The 26,297-nt window shown below is 69.7% G+C and carries 26 protein-coding genes and 1 pseudogene; 16 read left to right on the forward strand and 11 right to left on the reverse strand.

What is annotated here, in order from left to right:
- Nucleotides 1-99 precede the first annotated feature (99 nt).
- The 6 genes from ABZ826_RS10610 (at nucleotide 100) to ABZ826_RS10635 (ending at nucleotide 7,030) form a co-directional block, all read left to right on the forward strand.
- Nucleotides 100-1,323 (forward strand): alpha/beta hydrolase, encoded by a 1,224-nt coding sequence (locus ABZ826_RS10610; protein WP_361445325.1) that lies wholly within the window; start codon nucleotides 100-102, stop codon nucleotides 1,321-1,323.
- Between the two features lie 83 nt (nucleotides 1,324-1,406).
- Nucleotides 1,407-2,393: a DUF4429 domain-containing protein gene (locus ABZ826_RS10615; protein ID WP_361445328.1), complete on the forward strand. Its 987-nt coding sequence runs from the start codon at nucleotides 1,407-1,409 to the stop codon at nucleotides 2,391-2,393.
- 186 nt (nucleotides 2,394-2,579) lie between these two features.
- Nucleotides 2,580-3,926, forward strand: a complete 1,347-nt coding sequence (locus ABZ826_RS10620; protein WP_361445499.1) for a sensor histidine kinase — start codon at nucleotides 2,580-2,582, stop codon at nucleotides 3,924-3,926.
- On the forward strand, nucleotides 3,923-4,606 hold the full coding sequence (locus ABZ826_RS10625; protein ID WP_361445332.1) for a response regulator transcription factor: 684 nt from the start codon (nucleotides 3,923-3,925) through the stop codon (nucleotides 4,604-4,606). The genes ABZ826_RS10620 and ABZ826_RS10625 overlap by 4 nt, the downstream gene beginning before the upstream one ends.
- A gap of 172 nt (nucleotides 4,607-4,778) precedes the next feature.
- Nucleotides 4,779-5,825, forward strand: a complete 1,047-nt coding sequence (locus ABZ826_RS10630) for an alpha/beta hydrolase (protein WP_361445335.1) — start codon at nucleotides 4,779-4,781, stop codon at nucleotides 5,823-5,825.
- Nucleotides 5,822-7,030: an acyltransferase gene (locus tag ABZ826_RS10635; RefSeq protein ID WP_361445338.1), complete on the forward strand. Its 1,209-nt coding sequence runs from the start codon at nucleotides 5,822-5,824 to the stop codon at nucleotides 7,028-7,030. Before ABZ826_RS10630 ends, ABZ826_RS10635 begins: the two co-directional genes overlap by 4 nt.
- A 47-nt stretch (nucleotides 7,031-7,077) precedes the next feature.
- Here the strand turns inward: ABZ826_RS10635 and ABZ826_RS10640 are convergent, their stop codons facing one another.
- The 3 genes from ABZ826_RS10640 to ABZ826_RS10650 form a co-directional block, all read right to left on the reverse strand.
- The gene (locus ABZ826_RS10640; protein WP_361445341.1) at nucleotides 7,078-8,094 is read right to left on the reverse strand and encodes an aldo/keto reductase; all 1,017 of its coding nucleotides are present in this window, start codon (nucleotides 8,092-8,094) and stop codon (nucleotides 7,078-7,080) included.
- The gene (locus ABZ826_RS10645) at nucleotides 8,094-8,555 is read right to left on the reverse strand and encodes a MerR family transcriptional regulator (protein WP_361445344.1); all 462 of its coding nucleotides are present in this window, start codon (nucleotides 8,553-8,555) and stop codon (nucleotides 8,094-8,096) included. Before ABZ826_RS10645 ends, ABZ826_RS10640 begins: the two co-directional genes overlap by 1 nt.
- Before the next feature lie 227 nt (nucleotides 8,556-8,782).
- On the reverse strand, nucleotides 8,783-9,376 hold the full coding sequence (locus ABZ826_RS10650; protein ID WP_361445347.1) for a TetR/AcrR family transcriptional regulator: 594 nt from the start codon (nucleotides 9,374-9,376) through the stop codon (nucleotides 8,783-8,785).
- A gap of 80 nt (nucleotides 9,377-9,456) precedes the next feature.
- Between ABZ826_RS10650 and ABZ826_RS10655 the strand changes: the two genes are divergently transcribed.
- From ABZ826_RS10655 to ABZ826_RS10665, 3 genes are all read left to right on the forward strand, one after another.
- Nucleotides 9,457-9,612 carry a hypothetical protein gene (locus ABZ826_RS10655; RefSeq protein WP_361445350.1) on the forward strand — a complete coding sequence of 52 codons (156 nt, stop codon included), beginning with the start codon at nucleotides 9,457-9,459 and terminating at the stop codon, nucleotides 9,610-9,612.
- 89 nt (nucleotides 9,613-9,701) lie between these two features.
- Nucleotides 9,702-10,499, forward strand: coding sequence for an SDR family oxidoreductase (locus tag ABZ826_RS10660; protein ID WP_361445353.1), 798 nt, complete (start codon nucleotides 9,702-9,704; stop codon nucleotides 10,497-10,499).
- A 70-nt stretch (nucleotides 10,500-10,569) separates the two neighbouring features.
- On the forward strand, nucleotides 10,570-11,391 hold the full coding sequence (locus ABZ826_RS10665) for a serine hydrolase domain-containing protein (RefSeq protein ID WP_361445356.1): 822 nt from the start codon (nucleotides 10,570-10,572) through the stop codon (nucleotides 11,389-11,391).
- A gap of 6 nt (nucleotides 11,392-11,397) precedes the next feature.
- On the opposite strand, the gene ABZ826_RS10670 is transcribed toward ABZ826_RS10665, so the two are convergent.
- Complete coding sequence (locus ABZ826_RS10670; RefSeq protein WP_361445359.1) at nucleotides 11,398-11,835, reverse strand: ATP-binding protein; 438 nt, start codon at nucleotides 11,833-11,835, stop codon at nucleotides 11,398-11,400.
- A gap of 85 nt (nucleotides 11,836-11,920) precedes the next feature.
- Here ABZ826_RS10670 and ABZ826_RS10675 point away from each other — a divergent pair, with 85 nt between their 5' ends.
- The 4 genes from ABZ826_RS10675 to radC all read left to right on the forward strand — a co-directional run bounded on the left by ABZ826_RS10675 (nucleotide 11,921) and on the right by radC (nucleotide 15,577).
- Nucleotides 11,921-12,745, forward strand: a complete 825-nt coding sequence (locus ABZ826_RS10675; protein WP_361445362.1) for a helix-turn-helix transcriptional regulator — start codon at nucleotides 11,921-11,923, stop codon at nucleotides 12,743-12,745.
- On the forward strand, nucleotides 12,729-12,995 hold the full coding sequence (locus ABZ826_RS10680) for a DUF397 domain-containing protein (protein ID WP_361445365.1): 267 nt from the start codon (nucleotides 12,729-12,731) through the stop codon (nucleotides 12,993-12,995). The genes ABZ826_RS10675 and ABZ826_RS10680 overlap by 17 nt, the downstream gene beginning before the upstream one ends.
- 186 nt (nucleotides 12,996-13,181) lie before the next feature.
- Nucleotides 13,182-14,894, forward strand: coding sequence for a DUF262 domain-containing protein (locus ABZ826_RS10685; protein WP_361445368.1), 1,713 nt, complete (start codon nucleotides 13,182-13,184; stop codon nucleotides 14,892-14,894).
- Between the two features lie 20 nt (nucleotides 14,895-14,914).
- Nucleotides 14,915-15,577 carry a DNA repair protein RadC gene (gene radC / locus ABZ826_RS10690; RefSeq protein WP_361445371.1) on the forward strand — a complete coding sequence of 221 codons (663 nt, stop codon included), beginning with the start codon at nucleotides 14,915-14,917 and terminating at the stop codon, nucleotides 15,575-15,577.
- A 6-nt stretch (nucleotides 15,578-15,583) separates the two neighbouring features.
- On the opposite strand, the gene ABZ826_RS10695 is transcribed toward radC, so the two are convergent.
- The 5 genes from ABZ826_RS10695 to hsdR all read right to left on the reverse strand — a co-directional run bounded on the left by ABZ826_RS10695 (nucleotide 15,584) and on the right by hsdR (nucleotide 22,332).
- A complete protein-coding gene (locus ABZ826_RS10695) occupies nucleotides 15,584-16,729 on the reverse strand; it encodes a hypothetical protein (protein WP_361445374.1) in 1,146 nt (381 codons plus the stop codon).
- A complete protein-coding gene (locus ABZ826_RS10700) occupies nucleotides 16,726-18,234 on the reverse strand; it encodes a class I SAM-dependent DNA methyltransferase (RefSeq protein ID WP_361445377.1) in 1,509 nt (502 codons plus the stop codon). Before ABZ826_RS10700 ends, ABZ826_RS10695 begins: the two co-directional genes overlap by 4 nt.
- A gap of 6 nt (nucleotides 18,235-18,240) precedes the next feature.
- Nucleotides 18,241-19,161, reverse strand: a complete 921-nt coding sequence (locus ABZ826_RS10705) for a nucleotidyl transferase AbiEii/AbiGii toxin family protein (RefSeq protein ID WP_361445380.1) — start codon at nucleotides 19,159-19,161, stop codon at nucleotides 18,241-18,243.
- Entirely contained in the window at nucleotides 19,158-19,757 is a 600-nt protein-coding gene (locus tag ABZ826_RS10710) for a hypothetical protein (protein WP_361445383.1), read from the reverse strand. Before ABZ826_RS10710 ends, ABZ826_RS10705 begins: the two co-directional genes overlap by 4 nt.
- Before the next feature lie 85 nt (nucleotides 19,758-19,842).
- Nucleotides 19,843-22,332 (reverse strand): EcoAI/FtnUII family type I restriction enzme subunit R, encoded by a 2,490-nt coding sequence (gene hsdR / locus ABZ826_RS10715; RefSeq protein ID WP_361445386.1) that lies wholly within the window; start codon nucleotides 22,330-22,332, stop codon nucleotides 19,843-19,845.
- A gap of 255 nt (nucleotides 22,333-22,587) precedes the next feature.
- Here hsdR and ABZ826_RS10720 point away from each other — a divergent pair.
- Together ABZ826_RS10720 and ABZ826_RS10725 are read left to right on the forward strand one after the other, a co-directional pair.
- Nucleotides 22,588-22,775: pseudogene (locus ABZ826_RS10720) on the forward strand (hypothetical protein); the annotation flags it as partial.
- The gene (locus tag ABZ826_RS10725; RefSeq protein WP_361445388.1) at nucleotides 22,763-23,353 is read left to right on the forward strand and encodes a GNAT family N-acetyltransferase; all 591 of its coding nucleotides are present in this window, start codon (nucleotides 22,763-22,765) and stop codon (nucleotides 23,351-23,353) included. The pseudogene ABZ826_RS10720 and the gene ABZ826_RS10725, both read left to right, overlap by 13 nt.
- Nucleotides 23,354-23,512: 159 nt before the next feature.
- Here the strand turns inward: ABZ826_RS10725 and ABZ826_RS10730 are convergent, their stop codons facing one another.
- Together ABZ826_RS10730 and ABZ826_RS10735 are read right to left on the reverse strand one after the other, a co-directional pair.
- Nucleotides 23,513-24,157, reverse strand: coding sequence for a dihydrofolate reductase family protein (locus ABZ826_RS10730; RefSeq protein WP_361445391.1), 645 nt, complete (start codon nucleotides 24,155-24,157; stop codon nucleotides 23,513-23,515).
- A 107-nt stretch (nucleotides 24,158-24,264) separates the two neighbouring features.
- Nucleotides 24,265-24,921, reverse strand: a complete 657-nt coding sequence (locus ABZ826_RS10735) for a pirin family protein (RefSeq protein ID WP_361445393.1) — start codon at nucleotides 24,919-24,921, stop codon at nucleotides 24,265-24,267.
- Between the two features lie 155 nt (nucleotides 24,922-25,076).
- On the opposite strand from ABZ826_RS10735, the gene ABZ826_RS10740 reads away from it, so the two are divergent.
- Entirely contained in the window at nucleotides 25,077-26,276 is a 1,200-nt protein-coding gene (locus ABZ826_RS10740; protein ID WP_351075729.1) for a helix-turn-helix domain-containing protein, read from the forward strand.
- Nucleotides 26,277-26,297 lie beyond the last annotated feature (21 nt).

Below are 26,297 nucleotides of genomic sequence, written 5' to 3' on the forward strand. Positions count from 1 at the left end.
AACACAGCGTGAGACAACTGGCCTTGAATTCCCGGCAGCCTGGTGATGTGCGTCACCCCCTTCACGGCTGTCGCCGCGCGTCTCCTAATGTGGGCCGGAGTGACTACCTTCGACTCCTCCCCCACGCTCACCGCATGGCGCGCGCTGCTCGCCGTCGCGGTCGTGTTCGTGATGCTGGCGACCACGGGCTGGACCGCCGTCCGCCACCAAGGCACCGACGAGCCACGCGCCCTCGCACTCGCCTCCTGGGCACGGGGCCACGTGGCCGGGCACGCGCTGCCCGACGTCGACGCGCCTGCGCCCCGCCTGGCGCAGTTCTTCGCCTCGCTCACGGCCGCACAGCGCACCACCCTGGCCGACAAGTACCCCTTGGTCGTCGGCAATCTGAACGGCGCCCCGGTCACCCTGCGGTATCACGCCAACGAGCGGGCCCTGGTGGCGGCACGGACAGTCGAACGGCAGCGCATGCACGACTCCAGGCTCTCCCCGGACGGCCGCGCCGAGGCGCTCCGCCGGATGGACCGTTTCGACTCCATGCTCACCCGGGGCCGGCAGATCCTCGCATTCGACCCGTCCGGAAAGGGCCGTGCGGCGGAGGTCTTCGGCGATCTCGACCGGGCCCAGCGGGTCTCCGTGATCGTCCCCGGCGTCGACACCAATCTGCTGACGCTGGAGCGGTCCGCGCCCAAGGTGAACGCCGCCCCCGTCGGCATGGCGAAGACGCTGTACGCGGCGGAGCGCGCCGCGCGCCCCGGCACCCGGACCGCCGTCATCGCCTGGGCCGACTACACCACGCCCGCCGGAATCGGCGTGGACGCGGCCCTGGGGAATCTCGCCGAGCGCGGGGCGGTCCGGCTGAACGCCCTGGTGGGCGCGCTGCCCGGGAACGCGCCGGTCTCCCTGTTCTGCCACAGCTACGGCTCGGTGCTGTGCGGTGTCGCCGCGCATGAACTGCCGTCCAGGGTCACCGACATCGCGGTCGCGGGCAGCCCCGGCATGCGCGTGGAGAACGCCGGGCAGTTGCACACCCGGGCCAGGGTGTGGGCGACGCGGGACCACGGCGACTGGATCGAGGACGTACCGAACCTGGAGCTCGGCGGACTCGGTCACGGGGCCGATCCGGTCGACCCGGGCTTCGGCGCACGCATCGTCTCGGCGGGCAACGCGGTCGGGCACAGCGGCTATTTCGAGCCGGGCACCGCGAGCCTCAGCAACTTTGCCGCCATCGGCGTGGGGGCCTACGGCTCGGTGAGCTGTGCGAGCTCCGACAGCGCCTGCAACGAACAAATCAGCGGCAGCCAGGAGCTCGTCCTGAAGATCTGAGGGCTCAGCCGCCGCAGCCGACCGGAAATTGCGGTTTACGCCGAGGGGGGACGTGCGGGCAAGTGCCGCATACGATGAGGCACATGGGTGATGTGCTGGCCGGAATTCATGCCACCTGGGAGTTCGACACCGACTCCGTGCTCATCCGCTTCGAACGGGGTATACGCACGCCGAAGCTCTTCCAGAGCCTGCGTGAACGCCGCGTCCCGCACGCGGCGCTGTCGTCGGTGACGCTGACCCCGGGCAAGCGGGGCACGGTGGTCCTGCACGCGGTGCCGAGACCCGGTGCCGACCCGTTGCTGGAGGCCGCGGCCGGGCAGCTGAAGGACGGCTGCGATCCGTACCGGCTGGTGCTGCCCGCCGAGCGCGAGACGCTCGCCGAGTACTACGCGGACGAACTGCGCGCCCTGCTCCCTCCCGACGCCGCGGAGCCCGCCGAGCGGTTCCTGGTCGCGGCCCCCGAGGCGCCGATGCAGTTCAAGGCGTACGACGGCCGGGCCGGCTTCGACGGGGAGCGGATCTCGTTCCGCTGGTTCTGGACGGGCGCCTCCACGGCGAAGTGGAAGGCCGGTGACCAGACGTTCGTGGTGACGGAGCTGAGCGGCGTCGAGTGGCGCTCGCCGGAAGCCTTCGACGGCTATCTGCGGCTGGTGCCGAGAGGCCTGGAGGGTGCGGCTCCGGGACCGGGCAGCGGCCTCGCCATGAGCGCCGGCTCCGGCGTGACCGCGGGCGCGGACCCCGGCGCGGGGCTCGGCACAGGCACGCGGCGCAGCGCGCAGCCGACGGCTCCCCACCCCACCCGGGCCGACCAGGACCCCGCCGCGGTGATCTTCGGCCTCGGCTACGGCCCGGTGCACGAGTCGCTGCCGTTCGCCGCGGCCGTACTGGAATCCGTACGCAGGAAACAGCCGGCGCCCGCCGCGCAGACCGCCGTCCTGGTGGGCGCGGGGCGGCGCGATCCCGCGGACATCGCGGAGCGGATCCGGCACCTCGGGGAACTGCACCAGGCGGGGCTGGTGACGGACGACGAGTTCAGCGCCAAGAAGGCCCAGTTGCTCGCCGAGCTGTAGACGTCCGGCGCCCGACGTCCGGGGTCCGACGACCAGGGTCCGACGTCCGGGGTCCGACGTCCGGAGTCCGGCCCGCCGGTAGTACTCCCGTACGAGAAACCCGGCGGTGGACCGGAACCCCGGTATGACGCCGCCGGGCCGCGCCCCGCCTACGCTGAACGAGCCATGCCCACTTCCCCGCCCCCCATGCCGTCCACACCGCCCCGCACGCCCCCGCCACCGCCCCAAAGACCCCCGCCGCCCGTCGACGGTCTGCTGAGCGCCGCCCGGCGCAATCTGCGCGACCTCGCCCACGGGCTGTCCCACCCGTCCCATCCCGCGACACCCCTCCTGGCGAACGCGCCGAGGCGGTGGCAGCGGCTGCTGCCGTACGGCGTCGTCCTCGCCCTCGTCGCGATCTTCGTCCCGGTCACGATCAATGTCCTGACCGTCAAGTACGGCGTGAACGGAGGGCTGGCGGGAGCTCTGGCCGTCGCGCAGGCGGCGCCGCTCCTGATGCTGGCGCACCGGCCGCTGCAGGCGTGGTGGATCATCTTCCCCGCCGACATCCTGGGTGCGGCCGCGTTGCTCGGGTATCCGGTCGGCACGTTCGCCATCTGGCCGTGGCCCCCGCCCACTCTGATCGGCTATCTCTTCCTGCTGCTCGCGCTGGCCCTGCGCGAGACCCGGCGGACCCTGGCCTCGGTCTGGGTGGCGACGGGCGCGGCAAGCCTGGCCCTGCACCTGATCGCGCCGGAGCGCAGCAACGGCAGCGCGCTGCTGCTCGTGGTCCTCGGCGCGGTGGTCCTGGTGATCGGCGCGGCGCTGCGGGAACGGGGCGACGCGCAGCGCCGGCTGGCCGAGCAGGAGACCATCAGCGAGGCCGAGCGGGCGCAGCGGACGCTGCTGGAGGAGCGCACCAGGATCGCCCGTGAGCTGCACGATGTGGTCGCGCACCACATGTCCGTCATCACGGTCCAGGCCGATTCCGCGCCCTACCGGATCAACGGGCTGCCCGAGGAGGCGGTCGAGGAGTTCGGCGCGATCGCGGCGAGCGCACGGGAGTCGCTCACGGAGATGCGGCGGCTGCTGACGGTGCTGCGCAGTGAGGGCACCGAGGGCGAGCGGGCCCCCCAGCCGGGGCTCGACCGGGTGCAGCAGCTGGTGGAGGCGACGGTACGGGCGGGGCTGCCGGCCGAACTGTCCCTGGCCGCCGATGTGTCGGACGTACCGCCGGCGGTGGATCTGTCGGCGTACCGGATCGTCCAGGAGGCCCTGGCGAACGTGGTCCGGCACGCACCCGGGGCGCGGACCCGGGTGTCGATCACGTCCGACGGCGAGCACCTGACCGTGCTGGTGGTCAACGACCGGGCGGAGAAGCCCGGTTCGCCGCTGGAGACGACCGGAACCGGGCACGGCCTGGTCGGCATGCGGGAACGCGTACGGTTGACGGGCGGCACGCTCGACACCGGACCGCTGCCCGACGGCGGCTTCCGGGTGGCGGCGCGGCTGCCGCTCGCCCCCGTTCCGCCCCCGACCTCGGAGGACTCTTGACCATCCGCGTGATCATCGTCGACGACCAGGCCATGGTGCGGGCGGGGTTCGCGGCACTGCTCGCGGCACAGAGCGACATCGACGTGGTCGGCGAGGCGCCGGACGGGCGCCAGGGCATCGACGTCAGCCGCAGGGTCCACCCGGACGTGGTCCTGATGGATGTCCGGATGCCCGAGATGGACGGGCTGGCGGCAGCCCGTGAGCTGCTGAACCCGCCCGCGGGCGTGGTGCACCTGCCCAAGGTGCTGATGCTCACCACGTTCGACGTGGACGACTACGTGTACGAGGCGCTGCGCGCCGGGGCGTCCGGCTTCCTGCTGAAGGACGCGCCCCCGGCGGATCTGATCTCGGCGGTACGGGTGGTCGCGGCGGGCGAGGCGCTGCTGGCGCCGTCCGTGACCCGGCGCCTGATCGCCGACTTCGCCCGGCAGGGGCCCTCCGGGGCGGCCCGCAGCGGGCAGGCGCTGCGGCTGAACGCGCTGACTCCGCGCGAGCGGGAGGTGCTGGAGCTGATCGCGCGGGGGCTGTCCAACCAGGAGATAGCCGCGCGGCTGGTGCTGGCCGAGCAGACGGTGAAGACCCACATCGGACGGGTGCTGACCAAGCTGGATCTGCGGGACCGCGCGCAGGCGGTGATCTTCGCGTACGAGGCGGGAGTGGTGGTACCGGGCGAGCAGTAGGGGGCTCTCCCCCGCCCACCTCTCCGGCAGTCCCCCCGTACACCCCCTACCCCGGTAGCACCCCGAACTTGGCCCCCTGGTGCGACGTCCGCGCACCCACTCCCTTCCTACCTTCCTCTCCGTCGCGCCGAACGGCGCGCGGGAGCCGGGTCAGCCGGAGAGGGAGGGCGGGATGCGCCGTTACGCGAGGACTCTGGTCGCGGTCGCGCTGGCGACCACCATGGTGGCGGGGACGGCCGGCTGGGCGTCCGGGAACGCGCAGCAGGCCCTGACCGGGCCACCCCCCGGCACGGCGGCCTGGCGCGCGGATCAGGTACTGGGGCGCGAGCTGCCGGACCCGGAGCGGACCACTCCCGCCGAAGTGAGCCGCTTCTTCGGGGGGTTGACGGCGGCACAGCAGCAGACCCTGGTCGTACGGCACCCGCTCGTCGTCGGCAATCTGGACGGCGTACCCGTCGCCCTGCGCTACCGGGCCAACGCCCGTTCCCTGCGCGCCGGTCACGACCCCAGGTACGCGCATCTCACCGGACCGGGACACCGGCAGATCCTCGCCTTCGACCCGCGCGGACGCGGTCAGGTCGCCGAGGTCTTCGGGGACTTGAGCACCGCGCGTCATGTGGCGGTCGTGGTGCCGGGTTCGGACATCGACGCCGGGACCTTCGACCGTACGAACGATGTGTACGGCACTCCGGCGGGCATGGCGAAGTCCCTGTACGCGGAGACCGGACGCGGCAGCGCCGTCGTCGCCTGGGCCGGGTACACCACTCCCGTGGGCATCGGCATCGACGCCGCGACCGGCTCGCTCGCCGAGGCGGGGGCCGGCCGGCTGACCCGGTTCGTGGACGGGCTGGCCGCCGACGGCGTGCCCGCGCCCGCCGTGTTCTGCCACAGCTACGGCTCCGTCGTGTGCGGCCTCGCCGCGTCCCGGCTGCGCGCCACGGACCTGGTCGTCCTCGGCTCGCCCGGGATGCGCGCCGACGATGTCGCCGACCTGCACACCGACGCCCGGGTCTGGGCGGCCAAGGACGCCACGGACTGGATCGACGACGTACCGAACATCGAGGTGGCGGGCCTGGGCCACGGCCCCGATCCGACCGGCCCGGGGTTCGGCGCACGCCGCGTGCCGGCCCATGACGCCCACGGGCACACCGGCTACTTCGCCCCCGGCACGGACTCGCTCCGCGCCTTCGCCTCGATCGCGGAGGGGGAAGCCCGATGAGCCTCACCATCCTGGCCGCGCGCATCGACGCGCGTACGCCCGCCCATCGCGACCGTGCCATCGACGGCCTGCGCGCCCTCGCCCTGCTCGCGGTCCCGACCGGCCACTGGCTGCTCGGCGGCTTCCGCGTCGACGGCGACGGCGCGCTGCACAATGCCAGCCCGCTGTCCACGTTCGGCGGGCTCGCCCCGATGAGCTGGGCGCTTCAGATGCTGGGCATCTTCTTCCTGGTCGGCGGGTACGCCTCCGTGCTCTCGTACCATCGCAGGAAGTCCACCACCGGCGTCTGGCTGCGCGGACGCGTCGCCCGCCTCGGCAGGCCGGTGCTCGGGGTGACCGCCGTCTGGGCGGCGATGATCCCGGTGCTGAGCGTGCTCGGCGTGCCCGGCGACACCCTGCGGACCGGGTCGACGCTGGTGATCCAGCCGCTGTGGTTCGTCGGGGTGTACACGGTCGTCACGGCGCTCACCCCGTACTGCGTCAAGGCCGCGCGGAAACTGGGCGGTTGGGCCGCCGTGCCGCTGCTCGGGTCGGTCGCCGTCATCGACTTCCTGCGGTACGGGCCGTTCGCCGACGCCATGCCGTCCTGGCTGAGCGTGCTGAACATCCTTCCGGGCTGGCTCTTCGCTTACCAGCTCGGCGTCTCCTGGGGCGAGGGCCGCATCGGCAGGCGCGGCGCCCGGCTGTTGCTGATCGGCGGGACGGTGTTGTTCGCCGCGCTGCTGCTCGCCTTCCACTACCCGGCGTCGATGGTCGGCGTCCCGGGCGAGGCGCGGACGAACTCGCACCCGCCGTCGCTGCTCGTCCTGGCGCTGGCCGCCGCGCAGAGCGGTGCGGCGATCCTGCTGGCGGACCGGATCGGCCGACTGCTGAGCAGGCCGCTGCTGTGGGCGCCGGTCGTCGTCATCAACCTGTCCGCGATGACGATCCTGTGCTGGCACCAGACGGCGATGCTGGCCGCGGCGGTCCCGGCGTCGTTCGCCGGTGCGGTACCGGGGCTGACGACCGGGCCCGACACGGTCGGCTGGATCCTGGCGCGCATGGCGTGGCTGCCGGTGTTCGCGGGGCTGCTGGTGCTGATCGCCCGGTACACGCGCCGGTTCGAGGCCCCGTGGCAGACCGGTACGCGTGCGGCGAACGCCCGCCGGGCGGTGGCGGGCCTGCTGGCGACGGGGTTCGCGATGTACGCGCTGGGGCTGGCGTAGGGGTGCGGGGCCGGGAGACCCGGCCCCGCACCCCTACGCGAAAACGACTACTCCCGCGCGGCGGACGTCGAGCTCATGTCCGGGTACCGGTCCCCCGCCACCTGCCCGGCGATCGGCTCCAGCAGCGCCAGCTCCTGGTCCGTCAGCGTGAGCCGGGTGGCGGCCACGTTCTCCAGCAGCCGGCTGCTCTTGCGGGTGCCCGGGATCGGCACCACGGTCAGGCCGTGCACCTGGGCCCGCTGCTGCACCCAGGCGAGCGCCACCTGCGCGGCCGACACTCCATGCGCCGCCGCGATCTTGTGCACGGGCTCCAGCAGGGCGGCGTTCGCCTTCGCGTTGTCGCCCGTGAAGCGCGGCTGGAACTGGCGGAAGTCGCCCTTCGACAGGTCCTTGGCCGCGTCCGTGAACGCCCCGGTCAGGAAGCCGCGGCCGAGCGGCGAGTACGGCACGACGGTCACCCCGAGCTCGACGGCGGCGGGCACGGCGCTGCGCTCGACGTCCCGGCTGAAGAGCGACCACTCGGACTGCAGGGCGGCGATCGGATGCACGGCGTGCGCCTCGCGCAGCTCCGCACCGGTCACCTCGCTCAGCCCGAGCTGCTTGACCTTGCCCTGCCGCACCAGCTCGGCCATCGCGCCGACGGATTCGGCCAGCGGGACGGCCGGGTCGCGGCGGTGCATGTAGTAGAGGTCGATGACGTCGGTGTTCAGCCGGCGAAGACTGTCCTCGACGGCCCGGCGGATGTACGCGGGGTCGTTGCGCACGCCCCGGTAGTGCGGGTCGTCGTCCTTGCGCTCGATGGCGAACTTCGTGGCGAGGGTGATCTCGTCCCGGTGCGCCCCGACGAACGGGGCGAGGAACTCCTCGTTGGCACCGAGACCGTACACATCCGCGGTGTCGAAGAGGGTGACGCCCGCCGCCAGCGCCGTCTCCAGCGTCTCGCGGGCGGAGGACTCGTCGGTGTCCCCGTAGAACTCGCTGATGCCCATGCAGCCGAGCCCCTGCACACCGACCTGCGGGCCGCCGTTGCCGAGCTCCACCGTGGCGATCTTGTTGTCAGTCATCAGGCACAGGGCCTTTCCGGTGCCCGTCGGGCACTCGCATAGAAGTCGATCTTGTGGTCGAGGACGGCGAGGGTGTCCTGGAGCTCCGCGATCCGCGTCTTCACGTCGCGGCGGGTCGCCTCCAGCAGCTCCTGGCGTTCCTCGAAGGTGTGCTCGCCCTCGCGCAGCAGCTCCGCGTACCGGACCATGTCGGCGACCGGCATCCCGGTCAGCCGCAGCTTGCCGACGAAGGCCAGCCAGTCCAGGTCACGGTTGGTGAAGCGGCGCTGACCGGTGTGCGACCGGTCGACATGCGGCATCAGCCCGATCCGCTCGTACCAGCGCAGGGTGTGCGCGGTGAGCCCGGTGAAGGCGACGACCTCGCTGATGGTGTAGCGGTCCTGCCCCTCGGGGCGCGGATGCGCCCTGGGCGCCGCCGCGCATACGTCCGTCCTTGCGGAAGAGCTCTCCATCACCGTCATGACCTCCACGCTAGAACCTTGGAGTGCACTCGAAGCAAGCGCAAACGGTGACGGATTTCGGGGCGGTCAGGCCGACCGAAGTGACGGATGCCCTCGCGGGCGCCGACCGGCGGTGCTCGGCGCCGCCCTGCCCGCACTCCGGCAGCTCACGGGAAGCCGCCACGGCAAGCCCGCCCGCGTCCGGCAGGCCGTCCACGGCGTGGCCCGCCAGGGCTCCGCGCCCCGCCTCAGTCGGGCGCACACCCCCGCAGCATGTACGCGATGACATCGTCGAGCCCCTCTTCGACCACCCCGAGGGGAAGCATGCTGCTCACGGCCAGATCGGCGAAGCCGTGCAGGGTGGTGAACAAGGGCTGACTGATGCGTTCCGCCGGCCCGTCCCGCACCTCTCCCCTGCGTTGCCCCTCCGCGATCAGTTCGAGAGCCAGTTCACCCACCTGTCGCCCCGCCGCGATCAACTCCTCGGACGCCGCCGGGCCGTGCTTGACCGAATACATGACGTCGAGCAGTTCCGCACCGCCGGTGGCGAAGTCCACGTAAGCATGGGCGAGCGCGCCGAGCCTCTCGGCGAAGCTCTCGCCCACGGACACCTGTGAAGCGACGAGCGTCTCACGGAGGCGGGCGAAACCGTCCAGCGCCAGCGCGTCGAGCAGGGCCTGCTTGTCCTTGAAGTGCCGGCTCGGCGCGGCGTGACTGACCCCCAGATCGCGGGCCAGCTCCCGCAGGGAGAGCGCCGCGACCCCCTTCTCCCGGAGCGTCTGTTCGGCGCGAACCAGCAGCGCCGCGCGGAGGTCTCCGTGGTGATAACGACGAGTCTGCATGGCCCCACCTTAACCCCTATGTAACCGGTGGCTACATTGTTGGCATTGACAGCATTGTTGTCATCGCCTACATTCACGCCATGGTCAATACCCGAAAACCGAACGCAGTAGATATTCCGGACCAAACCGGCCGCACGGCCGTGCTGACCGGCGCCAACAGCGGCTTCGGCCTCGCGGTCACGGCGGCCCCGGCCCAGGCCGGGGCGCATGCCGTTCTCGCAGTGCGGGACGCCTGACACACCGGACCGCGTCGCGCACCTCCCCGAAGCGCCCTGCGCCAAGCCAGCCCTCACACCACACCCATCGATTCAGCTCGGAGCAAGACATGAACTACGCGGACTCCCTCTCCTCCCAACTGGCCGTCGTCACCGGCGCCTCCTCCGGGATCGGTACCGAATTCGCCCGGCAGTTGGCGCGCCGCGGCGTGGACCTCGTCCTTGTGGCCCGCTCGCAGGACCGGCTGGAGGCACTCGCGTCGACGCTGAGCTCCCAGTACGGGGTGAAGGTCACGCCGGTCGTCCTCGACCTGTCGCGGCCCGACTCGTCCGAGCGCCTCGTCCGCACCCTCGACGAGATGGGCGCCGTCGTCGACGTCCTCGTCAACAATGCCGGTTTCGCCTCGCACGGCGACCTTGCCGCGGCCGACCCCGAGCGCATGGAAGCCCAGGTGCAGCTGAACGTCGGCACGCTTGTCGGCACCACCACCCGCCTCCTGCGCGGGATGGTCGAGCGCGGTCGCGGCAGCGTCATCAACGTCGCCAGCACCGCCGGATTCCAAGCCGTGCCGCACATGGCGGTCTACTCCGCGACCAAGGCGTTCGTCCTGTCCTTCACCCGTTCCCTCTGGGGCGAGACCCGGGGCACCGGAGTGGCCGTCCTGGGGATCTGTCCGGGCGCGACCGACACCGCGTTCTTCGACGTGGCCGGCGACAACGCCTCGGTCGGCTCACGGCGCACACCCCAGCAGGTCGTCGACACGGCGCTCTCTGCGCTCGGCGGCCGGAAGGCGACCGTCGTCGACGGCGGCGGCAACGCCCTCGTGGCCCGCGCCGTAAGCCGCCTGCTGCCGGAGCGCCCCCTGATCCGCATCGCGGAGCGGAGCGTGCGCCCCGGCTCGCGCTGAACCAGGGCCGCCGCGGTGGCGGAAGCCCCGACTCAAAAGAGCCCGTACGTCTCCTACTAGGCTCGTACGCATGCAGAGCCTGGCGATGATCGACAACTGGCCCGTCCCCACCGCGGCTGCGGCCGTCGTACGAGCGGACGGCACGGTCGTCGGTACGCACGGCCCGACCGCACACCGCTTCCCGCTCGCCTCCGTCACCAAGCCGATCGCGGCCTACGCGGCGCTGGTGGCGTACGAGGAGGGCGCGGTCGAGCTCGACGAACCGGCCGGGCCCGAGGGTTCCACCGTCCGGAACCTGCTCGCGCACACGAGTGGCCTCGCCTTCGACGAGCACCGGACGACGGCCGCCCCCGGCATCCGGAGGCTCTACTCCAACGCGGGCTTCGAGGTCCTCGGCGACCACATCGCCAAGGCCACCGACATCCCGTTCCCGGAGTACATACGCCAGGCGGTGCTGGAGCCGCTGGGCATGACGTCGACCACGGTGGACGGCTCGCCCGCCAAGGACGGTGTCTCGACCGTCGACGATCTCGTGCGGTTCGCGGCGGAGGTACAGGCACCCCGGCTGCTCGACCCGCGTACGGTCCTCGCCGCGCAGACCGTCGTCCACCCCGGTCTGAAGGGCGTACTGCCGGGTTACGGCCACCAGAACCCCAACGACTGGGGGCTCGGCTTCGAGATCCGGGACCACAAGTCGCCGCACTGGACGGGCAGTTCCTCGTCCCCCGCGACCTTCGGGCACTTCGGCCAGTCCGGCACGTTCCTGTGGATCGATCCGGCGGCCGGGGCGGCGTGCGTCGCGCTCACCGACCGGGCCTTCGGCCCGTGGGCGGTCGAGGTGTGGCCGCCGTTCACGGACGCGGTGCTCGCGGAGCTCCGCTCCGGCCGCTGAGAGCCGTCACCCGTCGGCCGCTTTCGTGGCCAGGCACTCGAACCACACCGTCTTGCCACCGCCGTCCCGGCGCGGTTCCGCGCCCCAGCGGTCGGTGACGGCGTCCACCAGGACCAGCCCCCGCCCGCCTTCGTCGAGTACATCACCCAGGGCGACGCGGGGCAGTTCCGGGCAGCCGTCCGCGACCTCGACGCGCACGCCCCCGGCCGGCAGCAGGAAGATGAGCGTCTGGCAGCGGCGGCCGGGGACGTGCCGTACGACGTTGGCGATCAGCTCGGTGAGCGCCAACTCCGCGGCGTCGGCGACGTCGAGCAGATCCCAGGCGGTGAGGTAGAGCCGCAGGATGCGGCGCAGATGCCGGGCCGAGTGCTCACCGATCGCGAAGTCGGCGCGGTAGGTCGCCTCCAGCAGATCGTCGGCCTGCGGCTCAATTACGTGATTCATGTCACCAGAGTGCAGCGTTGTGATTACGCTCGGCTACGTACCGAACTGAACGCCGTGAGGTGTTGAACGCCGGAGGTGCCCTGCCGTGCCCAACGTCCAGACTCTCGACCCCAGCGCTTCCCCGTTGGATTACTACGGCTGGGAGCTGCGCCGCCAGAGAGAGGCCAACAACCTCAAACAGGGGCAGCTCGGCGACATCATCTTCTGCACCGGCTCGCTGATCGGCCAGATCGAGACGACGAAGAAGCTCCCCACCCGCGACTTCTCGGAACGGGTGGACGCGGCCCTCGGTACGGGCGGGGTGTTCTCGCGGCTGATCGGTCTGGTGCTGCGCAGCCAACTGCCCACCTGGTTCCAGCCGTACGCCGAGATGGAGTCGTGCGCCGCCTACATCTCCACGTACCAGGCGCAGTTGGTGTACGGGCTGTTGCAGACGGAGGAGTATGCGCGGGCCCTCCTCGGTGTCGACCACCCAAGCAGGGTCGACGAGATGGTGGCAGCCCGAATGGAGCGCCAGCGGATCCTGACGGGCGAGACGCCTCCCGCGTTGTGGGTCGTCCTGAGCGAAGCCGCACTGCTCCAGGAAGTCGGCGGACGCGAGGTCATGCGCGCACAACTGGCGCGGCTGTTGGACTTCCGCGACGACCCCTGGGTGCAGATCCAGGTGCTTCCGTTTTCCGTCGGCCAGCACACGGGAATGATGGGGTCGTTCAACCTGCTCAGGTTCGAGGACGACCCCGACCTGTTCTACGTGGAGAGCTACGACCAGGGTCATATGACGGCCAATCCGCAGGTGATCAAGGAACGTTCGGTCGGCTACGCTCGCTTGCAAGCCACAGCCCTCTCCCCCGAGGACTCGGCGACACTGATCGCTCGTGTGATGGAGGAACGCTATGGGGACCAGCCATGACCTGACCGGAGCACAGTGGCGGAAGTCGACGTACAGCGGCACCAACGGCGGCGAATGCGTCGAGTGCACCGTCACCGGCGGCGCGGCCTGGCGCAAATCCAGTTACAGCGGCACCAGCGGCGGCGACTGCGTCGAGGTGGTCGACGGTCTCCCCTGCGCCGTCCCCGTCCGCGACAGCAAGAACCCGGACGGGCCCGTCCTGACCGTCGGGGCGGACGCCTGGCAGAACTTCGTGGACGGGCTCCGCTGAAGTCGCCGCAAGGCACGTACGACAAAGGGGGCTCGGGACGACCGCTGGTCGCCCCGAGCCCCCTTCCGCTCCCCGTGGTACGCGGGCTCCGCCAGAGCGCACGCCCGCAGGATTGTCAGTGGTGCCCCCTACGATCGTTCCCGTAGCTGTTCCAGCCGTGCGGTAAGGCGATCAGGGGGTATCACGATGGGTACGTCACCAGCGCAGGTGCGTGCGCCCGAGCCGACGATTGCGCCGATCACCTCACTCGCCTCGCGGGTCCTGAACGGGGACATCGTTTTACCGAAATTCCAGCGGGCGTTCGTCTGGACCCCGCAGCAGATCCTGTACCTGCTCGACTCGGTGCGCCGCAACTACCCCATCGGCAGCCTGCTCATGTGGCGCACCACGGCCAAGCTGGCCAGCGGACACGAGATCGCGGGGCTGGACACGGTGCCTCAGCACGAGGGCGCCCCCGTGCACTACGTCCTCGACGGCCAGCAGCGGCTCGCCAGCCTGGTGGGTGCGCTGCACGGCTCCGGGCCGATATGGGAGATCGCGTACGACCTGGAGCGCGAGGAGTTCCTGCATCTCACGGAGGAAGCTCCGACCGGTCCTCACATCATGCCGGTGCGGCATCTCACTTCGGTCGGCGCGATGATGTCGTGGATTCGGCGGGACAACCCGAATGACGAACTCCAGCTTCGTGCCGAGGCATTGAGCGAGCAGTTCAACCAGTACCAGGTACCGATCGTGACCCTCCTCGACGTCTCCGAGGAGGACTCCGCCCGTATCTTCGAACGGATCAACAGCACGGGCACGTCCATGGACATCGTGGACCTGATCCGGGCCGGCACCTGGTCGAAGGACTTCGACCTCAAGGACGAGATCGAGCAGTTGCTCCTGGTCCTCGACGCCAAGAAGTACGGCCGGGTCGATGCGAAGACCATGCTGCGTACGATCTCGGCAGCGGCCGGTTTCGGTTTCTCCACCAAGTCCATCCACGAGTTGCGGAGTCTCCAACGGCAGCAGCTCCAGGAGGCCGTCGCGGAGGCGGGGAAGGCGGCAGCACGGGCCGTGGACTTCCTCGCCACCCAGATCGGCACCCCGCAGGCCGAGGCGCTCCCCTACTACAACCAGTTCGCGGTCCTGGTCGAGCTGTTCAGGCAGCTGCCCAAGCCGACAGCCGCCCAGTATGACGCGGTGACCAGGTGGTTCTGGCTGACGGCGAGCGGCGAGCACTTCAAGGGCTGGCGCGAGTCCCAGATGGGACCAGACCTGTCAGCGGTCACAGAGTTCGCGGCCGGCCGTTCGGCAGAGATCGAGACGGATGCCGCACTGCCCCGGAACGTCCTGTGGCAGCGTGCGCAGTTCTCCCGGCAGAACGCACCCAGCAAGCTCCTGGTCCTGCTCATGTCGTACGAGAAGCCGCTCGACCTGAACACGGGCCGGGTCATCGACGTGGCCGACGCGCTGTCCTGGCAGAACGGGAAGCAGTTCCACCACTTCTTCCCCCGCGCGTACTTGAAGAAGGAGGGAGCGAAGGCGGGCAAGGACAATGTCTGCGGCAATCTGATCATGCTCAGCGCGATCACCAACAACTGGATCTCCGACCGCCGCCCCTCCGACTATCTCAAGGACCTTGCCGACTGGCACGGCGAGGACGTTCTGCGGGCCCGGCTGCGCACGTGCCTGATCGAAGAGGCTGCCTATCAGGCCGCGTTGCGCAACGACTACGACGGCTTTCTGCGGGCCCGTTCGGAGACGCTGCACCGGCGCTTGATGGAACTCATCGGATCAGCGGCGGGGAGCAGCGGGGGCGGCGAATCGTCCCTCCCGACGCCTGATGTGGAGCCCGACCCTCCCGTAGTCGCCGGAGCTGACGACGTGGAACCGGTCGACCGCGACTCGGTGGACTGAGGGGGTGCGGGGCGGTGCGCATGCAGGACGTACCGGCTCCGGACCGGCCACGGGAACGGCTGCTCGCACGGGGCGCGGAGGCACTGTCCGACCGTGAGCTGCTGGCGCTGTTACTGGGGGCCGGCGTCCCCGGTCAGGATGCCGTGGAACTGGCCGGGCAGCTGATCAACCGGCACGGCGGGCTGTACGCACTGTCCCGGCTTCCCGCGCACGAACTGGCGGCGGGCCTGGCCGGGATCGGCCCGGCGAAGGCGGCGCGGGTCGCGGCGGCGTTTCAGCTGGGCCGACGTGTCGCGGCGCCTTCACTGTCCGCCCGCCAACAGGTGGACGGATCAGCCGACTTGGCAGCCGTCGCCGCACCCCTGCTCCAAGGCCTGCGTCATGAGCGCGTGGTCGTGGTCATCTGCGACGGGGCGGGCACGGTCCTCCGCACGAGCGTCCTCACGGAGGGTGCGACGGATCGCAGCCTGCTCCCGGTCCGCGACGCGCTCGCCCTCGTCCTCGCGGCGGGCGGCGCGTCCTTCGGGGTGGCGCACAACCACCCCACAGGTTGCACCGCCCCCAGCGAGGCCGACCGCCGCGCCACGACCCGCCTTGCGGCGGGTGCTGCGGCGGTCGGCCTGCGCTTCCTGGACCACGTGGTGGTCACGGACGGGGGGTGGCGGCGGGTGCCGCCCGAGTGAGGGCGTCTACAACCGCCCTGAGAAGGCGGCGTCCAGCAGGGTGCGACGTAGGACGGCAAGCTGCTCCACCTGCGCCGCGCCTCCGTCGGTCACCTTGCGGGCGAGGGTGAGTTGCTTGGCAATGCGCCGCTGCTCGGGCAGACCGGGGAGGGGCACTTCGGTGGCCAGCAGGCGCCCCACGTTCACCCGCTGCCGACGCGAGCCCATGCCGGTGCCTTGGTCCTTGAGACTGTCGTGAAGCCCGCGCCACCGTGCCAAGTGAGTTACGTATTCGACGTCGGCGACCTCGGGATCAATGTCGAAGGTGGGGAACTCGTGCGAAACGTGGACTCCGGCGAAGTCGTCCGTGACGACCGCAAGGGAGCCCTCCCATCCGAACAGCTTGCTGTAGACGAACTGATCCTTGTGCAACCTGTTGTAACGCGGATATTTTGTATCGCTGCCGTTGATAACCGGGCGCAGGAATAGACCCCGTCCCCGATTGAGGATGCCTGCGGTCCGATAGCTGGCATCAGGGTCAACAGCGACGAAATCACTGCTTTCCTTCAGCGCCTTCGAGAGCGGCGCATTCCGTTCAACCGAGCGGAATAGCGCGTCCGCGTGCTGTAGGGTCAGGCTCCGCGAATGCTCCTTCGTGCGAGTCACCTGCTCAATACCCATGGCTGCCGCGTCGAGCTTGTCGGCGACCCGGCGCTGCTCAGCCAGCTCGGGCAGACCTACCCGCTTGCCGCCAAACGTCTTGATACCGAGTGTCCGGTTACGCCCCGCCGACCCCGGAGACGCCTGGCGGATTACGTCGAGCCCCGGCCCGCCGTAGAAGTACGGAAGCAGATAGCGCGCGTCGGCAATCTCTTTGTTCACGAGGTAGGTCATGAAGCGATGCGAGCCGATCATGCCCCGCTCAGCCTCGGAGGCCATCGCAACTGCCCCCTCCCACCCAAAGACGTTGCTGAAAACAAGATCGTTCGGTTCAATCCTGAACACCTTTTTGGCGGCGATCTCATGACCAGGGACGGGCTCCTTGTGAAAGATCCCATTACCGAAGGAACGGATACCGATCTCGCGGTACTCCTTGTCCGCCTCGGGGAGAACTGGCCGCCGGACCAGGGTGATCACGTCGTCCACGGCGTAATCGATGAGAGCCGGAGTCATCGCTCCTCACCCAGCCCTTCACGCAGCTCCTTCAGCAACCGCAAAATCTCCGTCTCCGTCTTCACCAGCTCATCCACCAGCTCTTCCGGCGTCCGGTGAGCCAGCTCGTCACCCACATGCGGGTTGGCGATGTCGAGGTTGAAGCCGGAGGCGACGATGTCCGCAGCCGGGACGACCCACGCCTGTTCGCCCGCCTCGCGCCCTTCGCGCTCCTTGCCGCCCCACCAGTCCACGCAGGGCTGGAACTCCTCGATCCGCATCGGCTTCGTCTTGGTGTAGCCGCGGCGGCCCTCCGGCAAGGGGACTTCGTAGAACCAGACCTCCTGTGTCGGACCGGTCTTCTCGAAGAAGAGGATGTTGGAGGGGATCTGGGTGTAGGGCGCGAAGACGCCCTGCGGCAGGCGAACGACCGTGTGAAGGTTGCAGTCCTTCATCAGCTTCTTCTTGATCTTCGCGCCGATGGAGTTCTCCCCCGTCGCGAACAGGCTGCCGTTCGGCAGAACGATCGCGCACCGGCCACCCAGCTTGAGCTGGTCGAGGATCGAGTACAGAAAGAGCCAGGCCGTCTCCTGGGTACGGAAGCCGTCCGGGAACGCCTTGACGACTGTGGATTCCTCCTCGCCGCCGAAGGGCGGGTTGGTGAGGACCACGTTCACCTTGTCGGCGGCGTTGGAGTTCCGCATCTCCAGGAGCGAGTTGCCCCTCCGAAGGTGCGGCGCATCGATCCCGTGCAGCAGCAGGTTCATCGAGGCCAGCAGGTACGGGAGCGGCTTCTTCTCGATGCCCCGGATGTCCGCGTGCAGCCGCTTGCGCTGGGTGACCGTCTTGACCCGGTCCTTCAGCTCGTCGTACGCCTGGACCAGGAAGCCGCCCGTGCCGCTCGCAGGGTCGAGGATCGACTCGTCCAGTTCGAGGAAGGACTGCTGGACCATGAAGCGGTTGACCGGGCGCGGGGTGTAGAACTCACCGGAGTCGCCGGCCGCGTCGCGCATCTCCTTGAGGATCGACTCGTAGACGAACGCCATGGTGTGGATGTCGTCGGTCGAGACGAAGTGGATCTGGTTGACGATGTTCACGAGGTCCCGCAGCAGTGTGCCGGACTGCATGCGGTTGACGACGTCCTGGAAGATGGTCGAGATGACGTTGCGCGGGTCCTCCGCGTCGTCGCCGACCAGGCCCGCCAGGTACGGGATGAGCTTCTCGTTGACGAACGACTTCAGCTCGTCGCCGCTGAAATCGGGGTCGGTCGCCCAGTCCTCCCAGCGGTAGGGCTCTTCGATGGCCCGCCGATAGCCGTCCGGGTCCAGAGCCTCGCCCTCCTGCTCGACGCGCTCGTCGAACGCTTTGAGGAAGAGCAGCCAGGAGAGCTGGGGCAGCCGGTCCAGGTCACCGTTCATCCCGGCGTCCTTACGCATGGTGTCGCGCGCGGACTTGATCAGGGACGCGAGGCGTGTCCGGGAGGTGCCGGGGGACTTCTCCGCCGTTTTCTTCTTGGTCGCTGCCATGTCGGCTCAGCCGGTCTTTCTGTTCGAGTTGGGAAGAGGTACGTGGTTGCGTGGCTCATCGGCGAGGGCCGTCGCCCACAGACCACGCACCAGCGTGAGTGCCGCGTCGAGCGTCGGCGGAATTTCTGTGGTCAGCTCTCGCGCCAGCTCCGGGTAACTGTCGCTCCACCGGGGTGGCGGGTCCGGCAGTTCGTCCGGGACATCGTGTGTGGCGCGTACCGCGAAGACGTGCCGTACGACGTCCACGAGCGCGGCGTCGGCCGGTAGACCGTCCTCGGTCAGCAGCACCAGGTCCACCAGGTCCTTGACTCGCGTGTTGGGGCGGTCACCGTAGTCACGGGTGAAGGCATGCAGTTTCTCCGCGAAGTGCTGGCGGCGGTCCACAGCCTCGATCGCAAGCTGCGGAGTCCCGGCGAAATCAAGGGTGTTGGGGAGTGGGAGGCGTTCCGTCCGGGCGATCTCCTCGCCCCGGTCCACCACGTCCACCCGGACGCCCGCGAACAGCTTCCCCGCGAGGTGGGCCTCGACGGAGAACCGCCAACCGCCCCGCCCTATCGTGTCCGCCTTGAGCGGCGCGGGCGCGCCGACGCGGAAGCGGAACCCGTCGTTGTCCAGGTCGGCGGCGAGAGCGTCGATCAACAGCTCCCGTACCTCGTTCCCGTCCGCACCCGAGCCGTCCTCAGGGCGCAGCGCCACGTCCAGGTCCTTGGTGGTACGGGCCCGCCCCGTGAGCCGGAACTCCATCACCGCGCCACCCTTGAGGACCCAGCCACCCGCCGGGTCCTCGGCAAGACGTGCCGCCACGCGGTCGAAGACGACCAGGCGCCGGCGGCGGGCCAGGTCGGTGCCGGACTCGTCGGCGTCCTGCTTCAGTCGGGCCTCCAGCGCCCGACGCAGGGCGGTGGCGTCGCGGTATCGGCCGGTCACGACATGGCCCCAAGTGCTCGCTCCACACCCAGCTCCGCGCGCGGGCCCAGAAGTTGGGCTGCGTGCAGCAGCTTGCGGCGGGTGACGATGCCCTGCTCCAGCGCCTCGGCCACGGCCCCGTCGAGGACATCCTGGTCGTCACCGTCTGCCGCGCACTCCACAAGGGCGCGCAGCGGCGTCGTCACCCGGTACCCCATCCGGTCCTCCACATCCGAATCCGCCAGCGTCGCGCGGTGCATGATCACCGCGTCCGACTTCTGCCGGAAACCGGGTGGCACGGTGAGGTGGATTCGAGACGGATTGGCCGTGCCGAGGTCGTGGGCCGCGAGGGCGGTGGCGTGCGAGACCACCGCCCTCCCTTTGCTCCACAGGGACCAGCGCACCAGTTGCTCGTCCCCCTCGCCCGGCAGGTCGGAGAACTCTCTGAAGCGGTAGAGGGCGCGATCCACCACGAGCCAGTTGCCGTGCTGGGCGTGGTAGCGCTGAGCCTGGTAGGAGTACCCGGCATCCCGCGCCTGCGCGGCTGTGAAGTAGCCGCGTTGGTCGGCGGCGGTACGCCAAAGCGCCGCTCGGCTGTCCGTACGATCTCTGAGCACCGCCCCACCGTAACATCGGAGCAAAACTCAAAGACCACTTTAGTTTTGCGACAAACGTTCGCGTCAAACTAAAGCCATCTTTGACTTAGACGACCGAAAGGAGTCGACCTGCCAGCTGATCGATGGCCTCGTGCGCCTGCCTGGCCCCGCCGAACCGCGCTGCCAGGTCCACCACCCGGCCCATCGAGTCGAACGGCGGCACCTTCAGCGTGTCCACCTTCAGCTGCGGAGAGCCCGCCTCGGCGAACTTCACCAGCATCGCCTCCAGCACCTCACGGGCCTGCTCCCCGAACGAGTCCATGAACTCTTCGTGCTCGCGCCGGAACCAGGTGAGCCGCTCGTCCCGGCTCACCACGGCGAGACCCTCCCAGGCTGCGCTGACCAGCAGGTCCACCGGGTCCACATCAGGCTTGCCCAGTTCCTCGGGCAGTTCCTCCACGTCGATGTCAGCCTCCCGGAGCGCCTCCATCAGGACAGCACGGCTCTTGGCCTGCGCCCAGCGCGTACGCAGCTGAGTCGGATCCAAGTCGAGTTCAAGTACCTGGTTGTGCACCCACTGCTCGACGCTCACCAGCCGCATGGTCTGACCGTCGTCGGCGAGCTGATAGCGCCGCTCACCCATCTTGTAGACGTCGACGTCGCGCACCCGGTACCGCTTGCCGCGGGCCTGGATGCGGTCAACCTCGTCCGGGTCGGTCACGGTATCGCCGTCCGCTCCGAACGATCCGCTGTCCTGCTCCTCGTACTCGGCCTGCGGCTCGGCGACCGACTCCTCGTCGTCACCCACGTTCTCAGCAGGCGGAGTGATGTCTTCGACATCCACCAGCTCGCCCTGCTCGTCGGCCGTCTCCTGGAGCAGTTTCAGGGGCGGGCCGTCAAACGCCTTGTCCTCGAAGAGTCGGGTCGCCTCCACGAAGTCGATGATGTCGAAAGATTCCTTGCCGATCTCCGGGCACAGCCGGGTGCCACGCCCGATGACCTGCTTGAACTCGGGCATGGAAGCCATCCGGCGGAACAGCACCACGTTTCGCACGGCGGGCAGATCCACCCCTGTCGACAGCAGTTTGGACGTCACCGCGATGACCGGCTGACTGGAGTCCGCTTTCCGGAACTCCTCCAGGGACTCACCGACATGAGGCACGTCGGCACTGGTGATGCGTTTGACGAAGTCCGGCAGTACGGAGACCTCCTCGGAGGCCGTGTTGTGCAGGGCGGTCCGCATCCGGGCGGCGTGGTCGTTGTTCTCGCAGAACACCAGCGTCTTGCCCAACCGCCCGTCCTCCGCGTTCTTACGGAGGTAGTCGATGAGGTAGCGCGCCGCCGTCTCGGTCCGCTCCAGGATCACCATGACCCGCTCGAAGTCCTTCGGCCCGTAAAGGTCGCGGGGGATCTCCCGGTCGTAGACGTCCTTCTTTCCCGGCTCCGGCAAGTAGCCCTCGACATCCACGTTGAGCCGGACCCTGCGCACCCGGTACGGAGAGAGGAAACCGTCCTCGATGCCGTCCCTGAGCGAGTAGGTGTAGACGGGATTGCCGAAGTAGTCGAACGTGTCGGTCTTCTTGCTTTCGTCGGTGATCGGTGTGGCGGTCAGTCCGATCTGCACAGCCGGCTCGAAGTGCTCCAGCACTTTGCGCCACCGCGAGTCACTGCTCGCGCTGCCCCGGTGACACTCGTCGACGATGACAATGTCGAAGTAGTCCCGCGGGTACTCCCGGAACAACTCCCCCTGAGCCTCCCCATGCTCCAGGGATTGATAGAGCGCGAAGTAGATCTTCCGGCCACGCTTGGCCTCGCCTCCACCGATCTTGTGAACGTCGTCCTCACCGAATACGGGCAGGAAGTAGCGGTCCTTGGGGTCGTCGACCAGCATGTTGCGGTCGGCAAGGTAGAGCACGCGAGGCTTGCGTCCTCCAAAGGCTCCCGGAGCTTTGGAGAGGCGGGCAACCAGCTGAAGGGCGAGCATGGTCTTGCCCGTCCCGGTCGCCAGAACCAGCAGGATGCGGCGCTCGTCGCGGGCGAGCGCGGCAAGCGCCCTGGTGATGGCGACCCGCTGGTAGTAGCGCGGGCGCTTCACCGTGTTGTCGGTGTTGCGGAGGGTGTAGTCGTACGGCGCGGACATCAGCTGCTCGCCCGCCTCGGTGCCGCGAACACCCTGATCGCGCAGGAAGCGCGCCCACAAGTCAGCGGGCGAGGGAAACCGCTCGACGGGCCGGATGACCGGCTTGTCGCCGCTGAAGTCGATCTCTACAATGTTCCGCCCATTGGTGGCGTATGCGAAAGACAGCCCCAGCTTGAGCGCATACCGCCGTGCCTGTTCGACCCCGTTCTCCTCGCTGAGCCGGTAGCGCTTGGCTTCCACGACGGCGATCGGCACATCAGGGACGTACTCCAACACATAGTCGGCGGCGAGCGCCGCCCCCCGCTTGTGACGCCTACGGGTCGGCACCAGCCGACCGTCATTGATCCGGTACTGCGAACGGATCTGCTTGTCGCCCCATCCCGCGGCCCTCAGCGCAGGAAGGACGAAGCGCTTGCAGGTCTCGTCCTCGTTCATCTTGTACGCGTCAATCCCCATGGGTACAGATTTACTCCATGGGACTGACAGCGAGAGCCGATCGACGAGATTTGGCGCACTGGCACCGCCCGCTCAAGTACCGAACTCCCGTATCAGTGGCTCCGCCTGAGTGACTGCGACAGCCTCAAGGCCCCTGGCGCCTGTGATGCGGGTGGCGTCCTCCAGCCCCAACTCCTCTTCGTTCAGCCACACCTCTCCTCATTCGAGGTGAACTCAGGCCTTCGAAGCGTCAGATACAACTGCGTCTCGGACTCGGCGGCCTTCGGACACTTCGGCCAGTCCGGCACATTCCTGTGGATCCACCGGTCGCGGGCGCGGCATGCGTCGCCCTCACCGACCGGGCCTTCGGCCCGTGGGCTGCGGAGGTCTGGCCGCCGTTCACTGCGGAAAGGTCCTGGGGAGTGGCGCGCACGCGCTACTCTCCTCGGCCATGGCCGACATAGTCCGCGCTACCGTCTCCGACGTCCCGGCGCTCGCCGCCGTACTCGCCAGTGCCTACGCCGAGGACCCCGTCTGGTCCTGGCTGATGCCGCACGACCGGGACCGGCGGCTGCGGCTGCTGTTCACCGCGTATCTGGCCCAGCAGGTCCCGGCGGGCCGGGTGTGGACCGATCCGGACCACACGGTGGCGGCGGTGTGGGCGGAGCCCGGGAAGTGGAAGCTGCCGGTGAGTTATCTGCTGCGCAACGCGGGCACGCTCCTGCGGGCGGGGCGGGCGCAACTGCCGCGGACCGGAATGCGGTTGCTCGCGCTGGAGCACCGCCACCCCGCCGCCCCCGCGCACTGGTACGTCGAGTACATAGGCACCCACGCCGACGCGCGCGGTACGGGGCGCGGGTCGCAGGTGCTGGGCGGGCTGCTGGAACAGGCGGACGCGGACGGGCGGCCGGTGTTCCTGGAGTCGAGCAACCGCCGCAACCTGGCCTTCTACCGGCGCCACGGCTTCGCGGTGCAGCAGGAGATGTCGTTCCGGTCCGGGCCGCCGATGTGGTCGATGTGGCGCCGGGACGCGGACCGGTAGCGCTTCACCGACGAGCGGGCCCGCCGCCCACGGCTGTGCGGTGGTTGCGGACGAGTGCGGCGGCCCGTGCCGGTGTCCCGCCCGCAACCACGCGGTCATTCACCATCATTCACCGGAACGCCCTCGTGGGTCGCGCCGGCGTCCCCGAGCCGGCCCTCGTCACTTCCGCCAGAACAGGTGGTGCGTCACGCCGCTCGGGCTGGGCACGACCTCCAGGTGGTACCGGTCGAGCAGCTCGTCGGGGGACTCCCAGAGCCGCACTCCGGATCCGAGCTTCACCGGCGAGACCGCCACATGCATGGTGTCGACGAGGCCGGCGTCGAGGAACTGCCGGATGGTGGTGGCTCCGCCGCCGAGTCGGACGTCCTTGCCCTGTGCCGCTTCCCGCGCCTGCTCAAGGACCGTGGCCGGGTCGCCGTCGACGAAGTGGAACGTGGTGTCGGAGAGCGTGAACGAAGGACGCCGGTGGTGGGTCATGACGAACACCGGAGTGCGGAACGGGGGCTCGTCCCCCCACCAGCCGCGCCACTCATGGTCCTGCCAGGGCCCGCGCTGGGGCCCGAACTTGTTGCGGCCCATGATCTCGGCACCGATGTTGCGGTCGTAGTCCCGGGTGAAGTGGTCGTCGAGGCCCCGGCTGCCCCCGGGGTCGGTACGCATCGGCCAGCTCGCCGTGGCGCCGGCCCAGGCGAACAGCCTCTCGGGATCGGCGTGACCGAACGGACTCTCGAAGCTCTGGTCCTCACCGGCACCGATTCCGTCACTTGAGACGCTGAAGTTCTGGACTCTCACTAGCTGAGCCACGTGTTCCTCCTGTGTTGTCGTGAACGGTGGTGAGACTCTCCGGGCCGGGAAAACTCATCGCCGCGCCGTGACCGACCTGAATTCGGGCTGCCGGTGGTCCTGCCGGCTCAGGCCGACAGTTCCCAGATCAGCACCTCGGCCGCCCCGGCCGCCACCAGCTCCAGCCCCTCCTCGCCAGTGATCCGCGCGGCGTCACCCGGTCCCAGCTCCTCGTCGCCGATCCCCACACGCCCCGCCACCACGTGGACGTACACCCGCGCCCCGTCCGGCACCGCCGTGCGTTCCCCCGCGGCCAGTCTGCGGACGTGCAGCATCGCACCGGCCGCCGGGAGGGCGTACGGGGTGGAGTCGGCAATGCCGGGAACGATCGTGTACTCGGGCTCGCCGCCCGGTTCGAGCGGCGCCAGCCACATCTGAAGGAACGTCAGCGAACCGTCGCCGTCGTTGCGTTCGACGTGACGGACGCCCGCGGCGGCGCTGAGGTGCTGGAGGTCCCCGGCCCGTACGACCGTGGCGTGACCGGTGGAATCGCGGTGGGTCAGCTCGCCCTCGACGACCCAGGTGACGATCTCCGTGTGGCTGTGCGGGTGCTCGTCGAAGCCCGCACCGGGGGCGAGCCGCTCCTCGTTGCAGGCCAGGACCGCGCCGAAGCGGAGGTTGTCCGGATCGTAGAAGGCGCCGAACGAGAAGGCGTGCAGGGACTCGATGCCGGCGGCCTCGTCCCCGCCCGTGAAGCGGTCGTCGGAGCGCTGAACGGATATCACCCGTCCACGGTAGCCCGGCGCGGGCCGCCCGGGGCCGCCCCCGTGGGCCCGCGGCCCTCCGCGCTCCCGCGACTCCCCCGCCCGCTACCCGGCGCCACGACCCGCGACGGCCCCGGCCCTCCGTGCACGTGGTCCGATAAGGCAGTCTTGTGTCCGTGCCCCGACCCGATCCTGAGCAGCCCGCTGCGAACGACGCCCACCTGCATGCCGCGACCCTGAAACGGCTGGAGCAGTCCTCCGGCCGCCTGGCCGCCAACGCGATCGCCCGCATGGACGAGACGCTGCCGTGGTACCGGGCGATGCCGCCGGAGAACCGGTCCTGGATCGGCCTGGTGGCCCAGGCCGGGATCGCGGCGTTCACCGAGTGGTTCCGGCATCCGGAGACCCCGCAGGCCATCTCCACCGATGTCTTCGGCACGGCTCCGCGCGAGCTGACCCGGGCGATCACCCTGCGGCAGACCGTCGAGATGGTGCGGACGACGATCGAGGTCATGGAGGCCGCGATCGAGGAGGTCGCCGCGCCCGGTGACGAGTCGGTGCTGCGGGAGGCGCTGCTGGTCTACGCGCGGGAGATCGCGTTCGCGACCGCCCAGGTGTACGCGCAGGCCGCCGAGGCGCGCGGCGCCTGGGACGCCCGGCTGGAGTCGCTGGTGGTGAACGCGGTGCTGTCCGGCGAGGCCGACGAGGGTGCCGTCTCGCGTGCCGCGGCGCTCGGCTGGAACTCCCCCGAACACGTCTGCGTGGTGCTCGGTACGGCCCCGGACGGCGACAGCGAACTGACCGTGGAGGCGATCCGCCGCGCCGCCCGGCACGCGAAGCTCCAGGTCCTGACCGGGGTGCTCGGCAACCGACTGGTCGTCATCGCGGGCGGCAGCGACAACCCGCTGCACGTCGCGAAGGCGCTGATCGGCCCGTACGCGGCGGGCCCCGTCGTCGCCGGGCCCGTGGTGCCCGATCTGCTGGCGGCCACCCGGTCCGCGCAGGCCGCGGCGGCCGGGCTGAAGGCGTGCGGCGCCTGGCAGGACGCCCCGCGGCCGGTGCTGGCCGACGATCTGCTGCCGGAGCGCGCGATGGCGGGTGACCCCGCCGCACGGGACCAATTGGTGGAGGAGATCTACAGACCGCTGGAAGAAGCGGGTTCTGCCCTCCTGGAGACGCTGAGTGTGTATCTGGAGCAGGCGAGCAGTCTGGAGGGCGCGGCGAGGATGCTCTTCGTCCACCCCAACACCGTGCGCTACCGGCTCCGACGTGTGACAGACGTCACCGGATGGTCACCCTCCGACGTCCGCTCGGCGTTCACTCTGCGAATCGCCCTGATTCTGGGGCGCCTGGCCGCCAGGGATCCGCAGTCCTAGACTTTTGTCGGACATCAACAA

The sequence above is a fragment of the Streptomyces sp. NPDC047515 genome (genome assembly GCF_040643055.1).
Classification (GTDB): Bacteria; Actinomycetota; Actinomycetes; order Streptomycetales; family Streptomycetaceae; genus Streptomyces.

What these genes read in the sequence shown, in the direction of transcription:
- ABZ826_RS10635 (WP_361445338.1), top strand. Translation starts at nt 5,822, where the DNA reads ATGAGCCTCACCATCCTGGCCGCGCGCATCGACGCGCGTACGCCCGCC.
- ABZ826_RS10615 (WP_361445328.1), top strand. Translation starts at nt 1,407, where the DNA reads ATGGGTGATGTGCTGGCCGGAATTCATGCCACCTGGGAGTTCGACACC.
- ABZ826_RS10655 (WP_361445350.1), top strand. Translation starts at nt 9,457, where the DNA reads ATGGTCAATACCCGAAAACCGAACGCAGTAGATATTCCGGACCAAACC.
- ABZ826_RS10725 (WP_361445388.1), top strand. Translation starts at nt 22,763, where the DNA reads ATGGCCGACATAGTCCGCGCTACCGTCTCCGACGTCCCGGCGCTCGCC.
- radC (WP_361445371.1), top strand. Translation starts at nt 14,915, where the DNA reads ATGCAGGACGTACCGGCTCCGGACCGGCCACGGGAACGGCTGCTCGCA.
- ABZ826_RS10645 (WP_361445344.1), bottom strand. Translation starts at nt 8,555, where the DNA reads ATGACGGTGATGGAGAGCTCTTCCGCAAGGACGGACGTATGCGCGGCG.
- hsdR (WP_361445386.1), bottom strand. Translation starts at nt 22,332, where the DNA reads ATGGGGATTGACGCGTACAAGATGAACGAGGACGAGACCTGCAAGCGC.
- ABZ826_RS10630 (WP_361445335.1), top strand. Translation starts at nt 4,779, where the DNA reads ATGCGCCGTTACGCGAGGACTCTGGTCGCGGTCGCGCTGGCGACCACC.
- ABZ826_RS10640 (WP_361445341.1), bottom strand. Translation starts at nt 8,094, where the DNA reads ATGACTGACAACAAGATCGCCACGGTGGAGCTCGGCAACGGCGGCCCG.
- ABZ826_RS10680 (WP_361445365.1), top strand. Translation starts at nt 12,729, where the DNA reads ATGGGGACCAGCCATGACCTGACCGGAGCACAGTGGCGGAAGTCGACG.
- ABZ826_RS10695 (WP_361445374.1), bottom strand. Translation starts at nt 16,729, where the DNA reads ATGACTCCGGCTCTCATCGATTACGCCGTGGACGACGTGATCACCCTG.
- ABZ826_RS10700 (WP_361445377.1), bottom strand. Translation starts at nt 18,234, where the DNA reads ATGGCAGCGACCAAGAAGAAAACGGCGGAGAAGTCCCCCGGCACCTCC.
- ABZ826_RS10660 (WP_361445353.1), top strand. Translation starts at nt 9,702, where the DNA reads ATGAACTACGCGGACTCCCTCTCCTCCCAACTGGCCGTCGTCACCGGC.
- ABZ826_RS10670 (WP_361445359.1), bottom strand. Translation starts at nt 11,835, where the DNA reads ATGAATCACGTAATTGAGCCGCAGGCCGACGATCTGCTGGAGGCGACC.
- ABZ826_RS10665 (WP_361445356.1), top strand. Translation starts at nt 10,570, where the DNA reads ATGCAGAGCCTGGCGATGATCGACAACTGGCCCGTCCCCACCGCGGCT.
- ABZ826_RS10620 (WP_361445499.1), top strand. Translation starts at nt 2,580, where the DNA reads ATGCCGTCCACACCGCCCCGCACGCCCCCGCCACCGCCCCAAAGACCC.
- ABZ826_RS10650 (WP_361445347.1), bottom strand. Translation starts at nt 9,376, where the DNA reads ATGCAGACTCGTCGTTATCACCACGGAGACCTCCGCGCGGCGCTGCTG.
- ABZ826_RS10685 (WP_361445368.1), top strand. Translation starts at nt 13,182, where the DNA reads ATGGGTACGTCACCAGCGCAGGTGCGTGCGCCCGAGCCGACGATTGCG.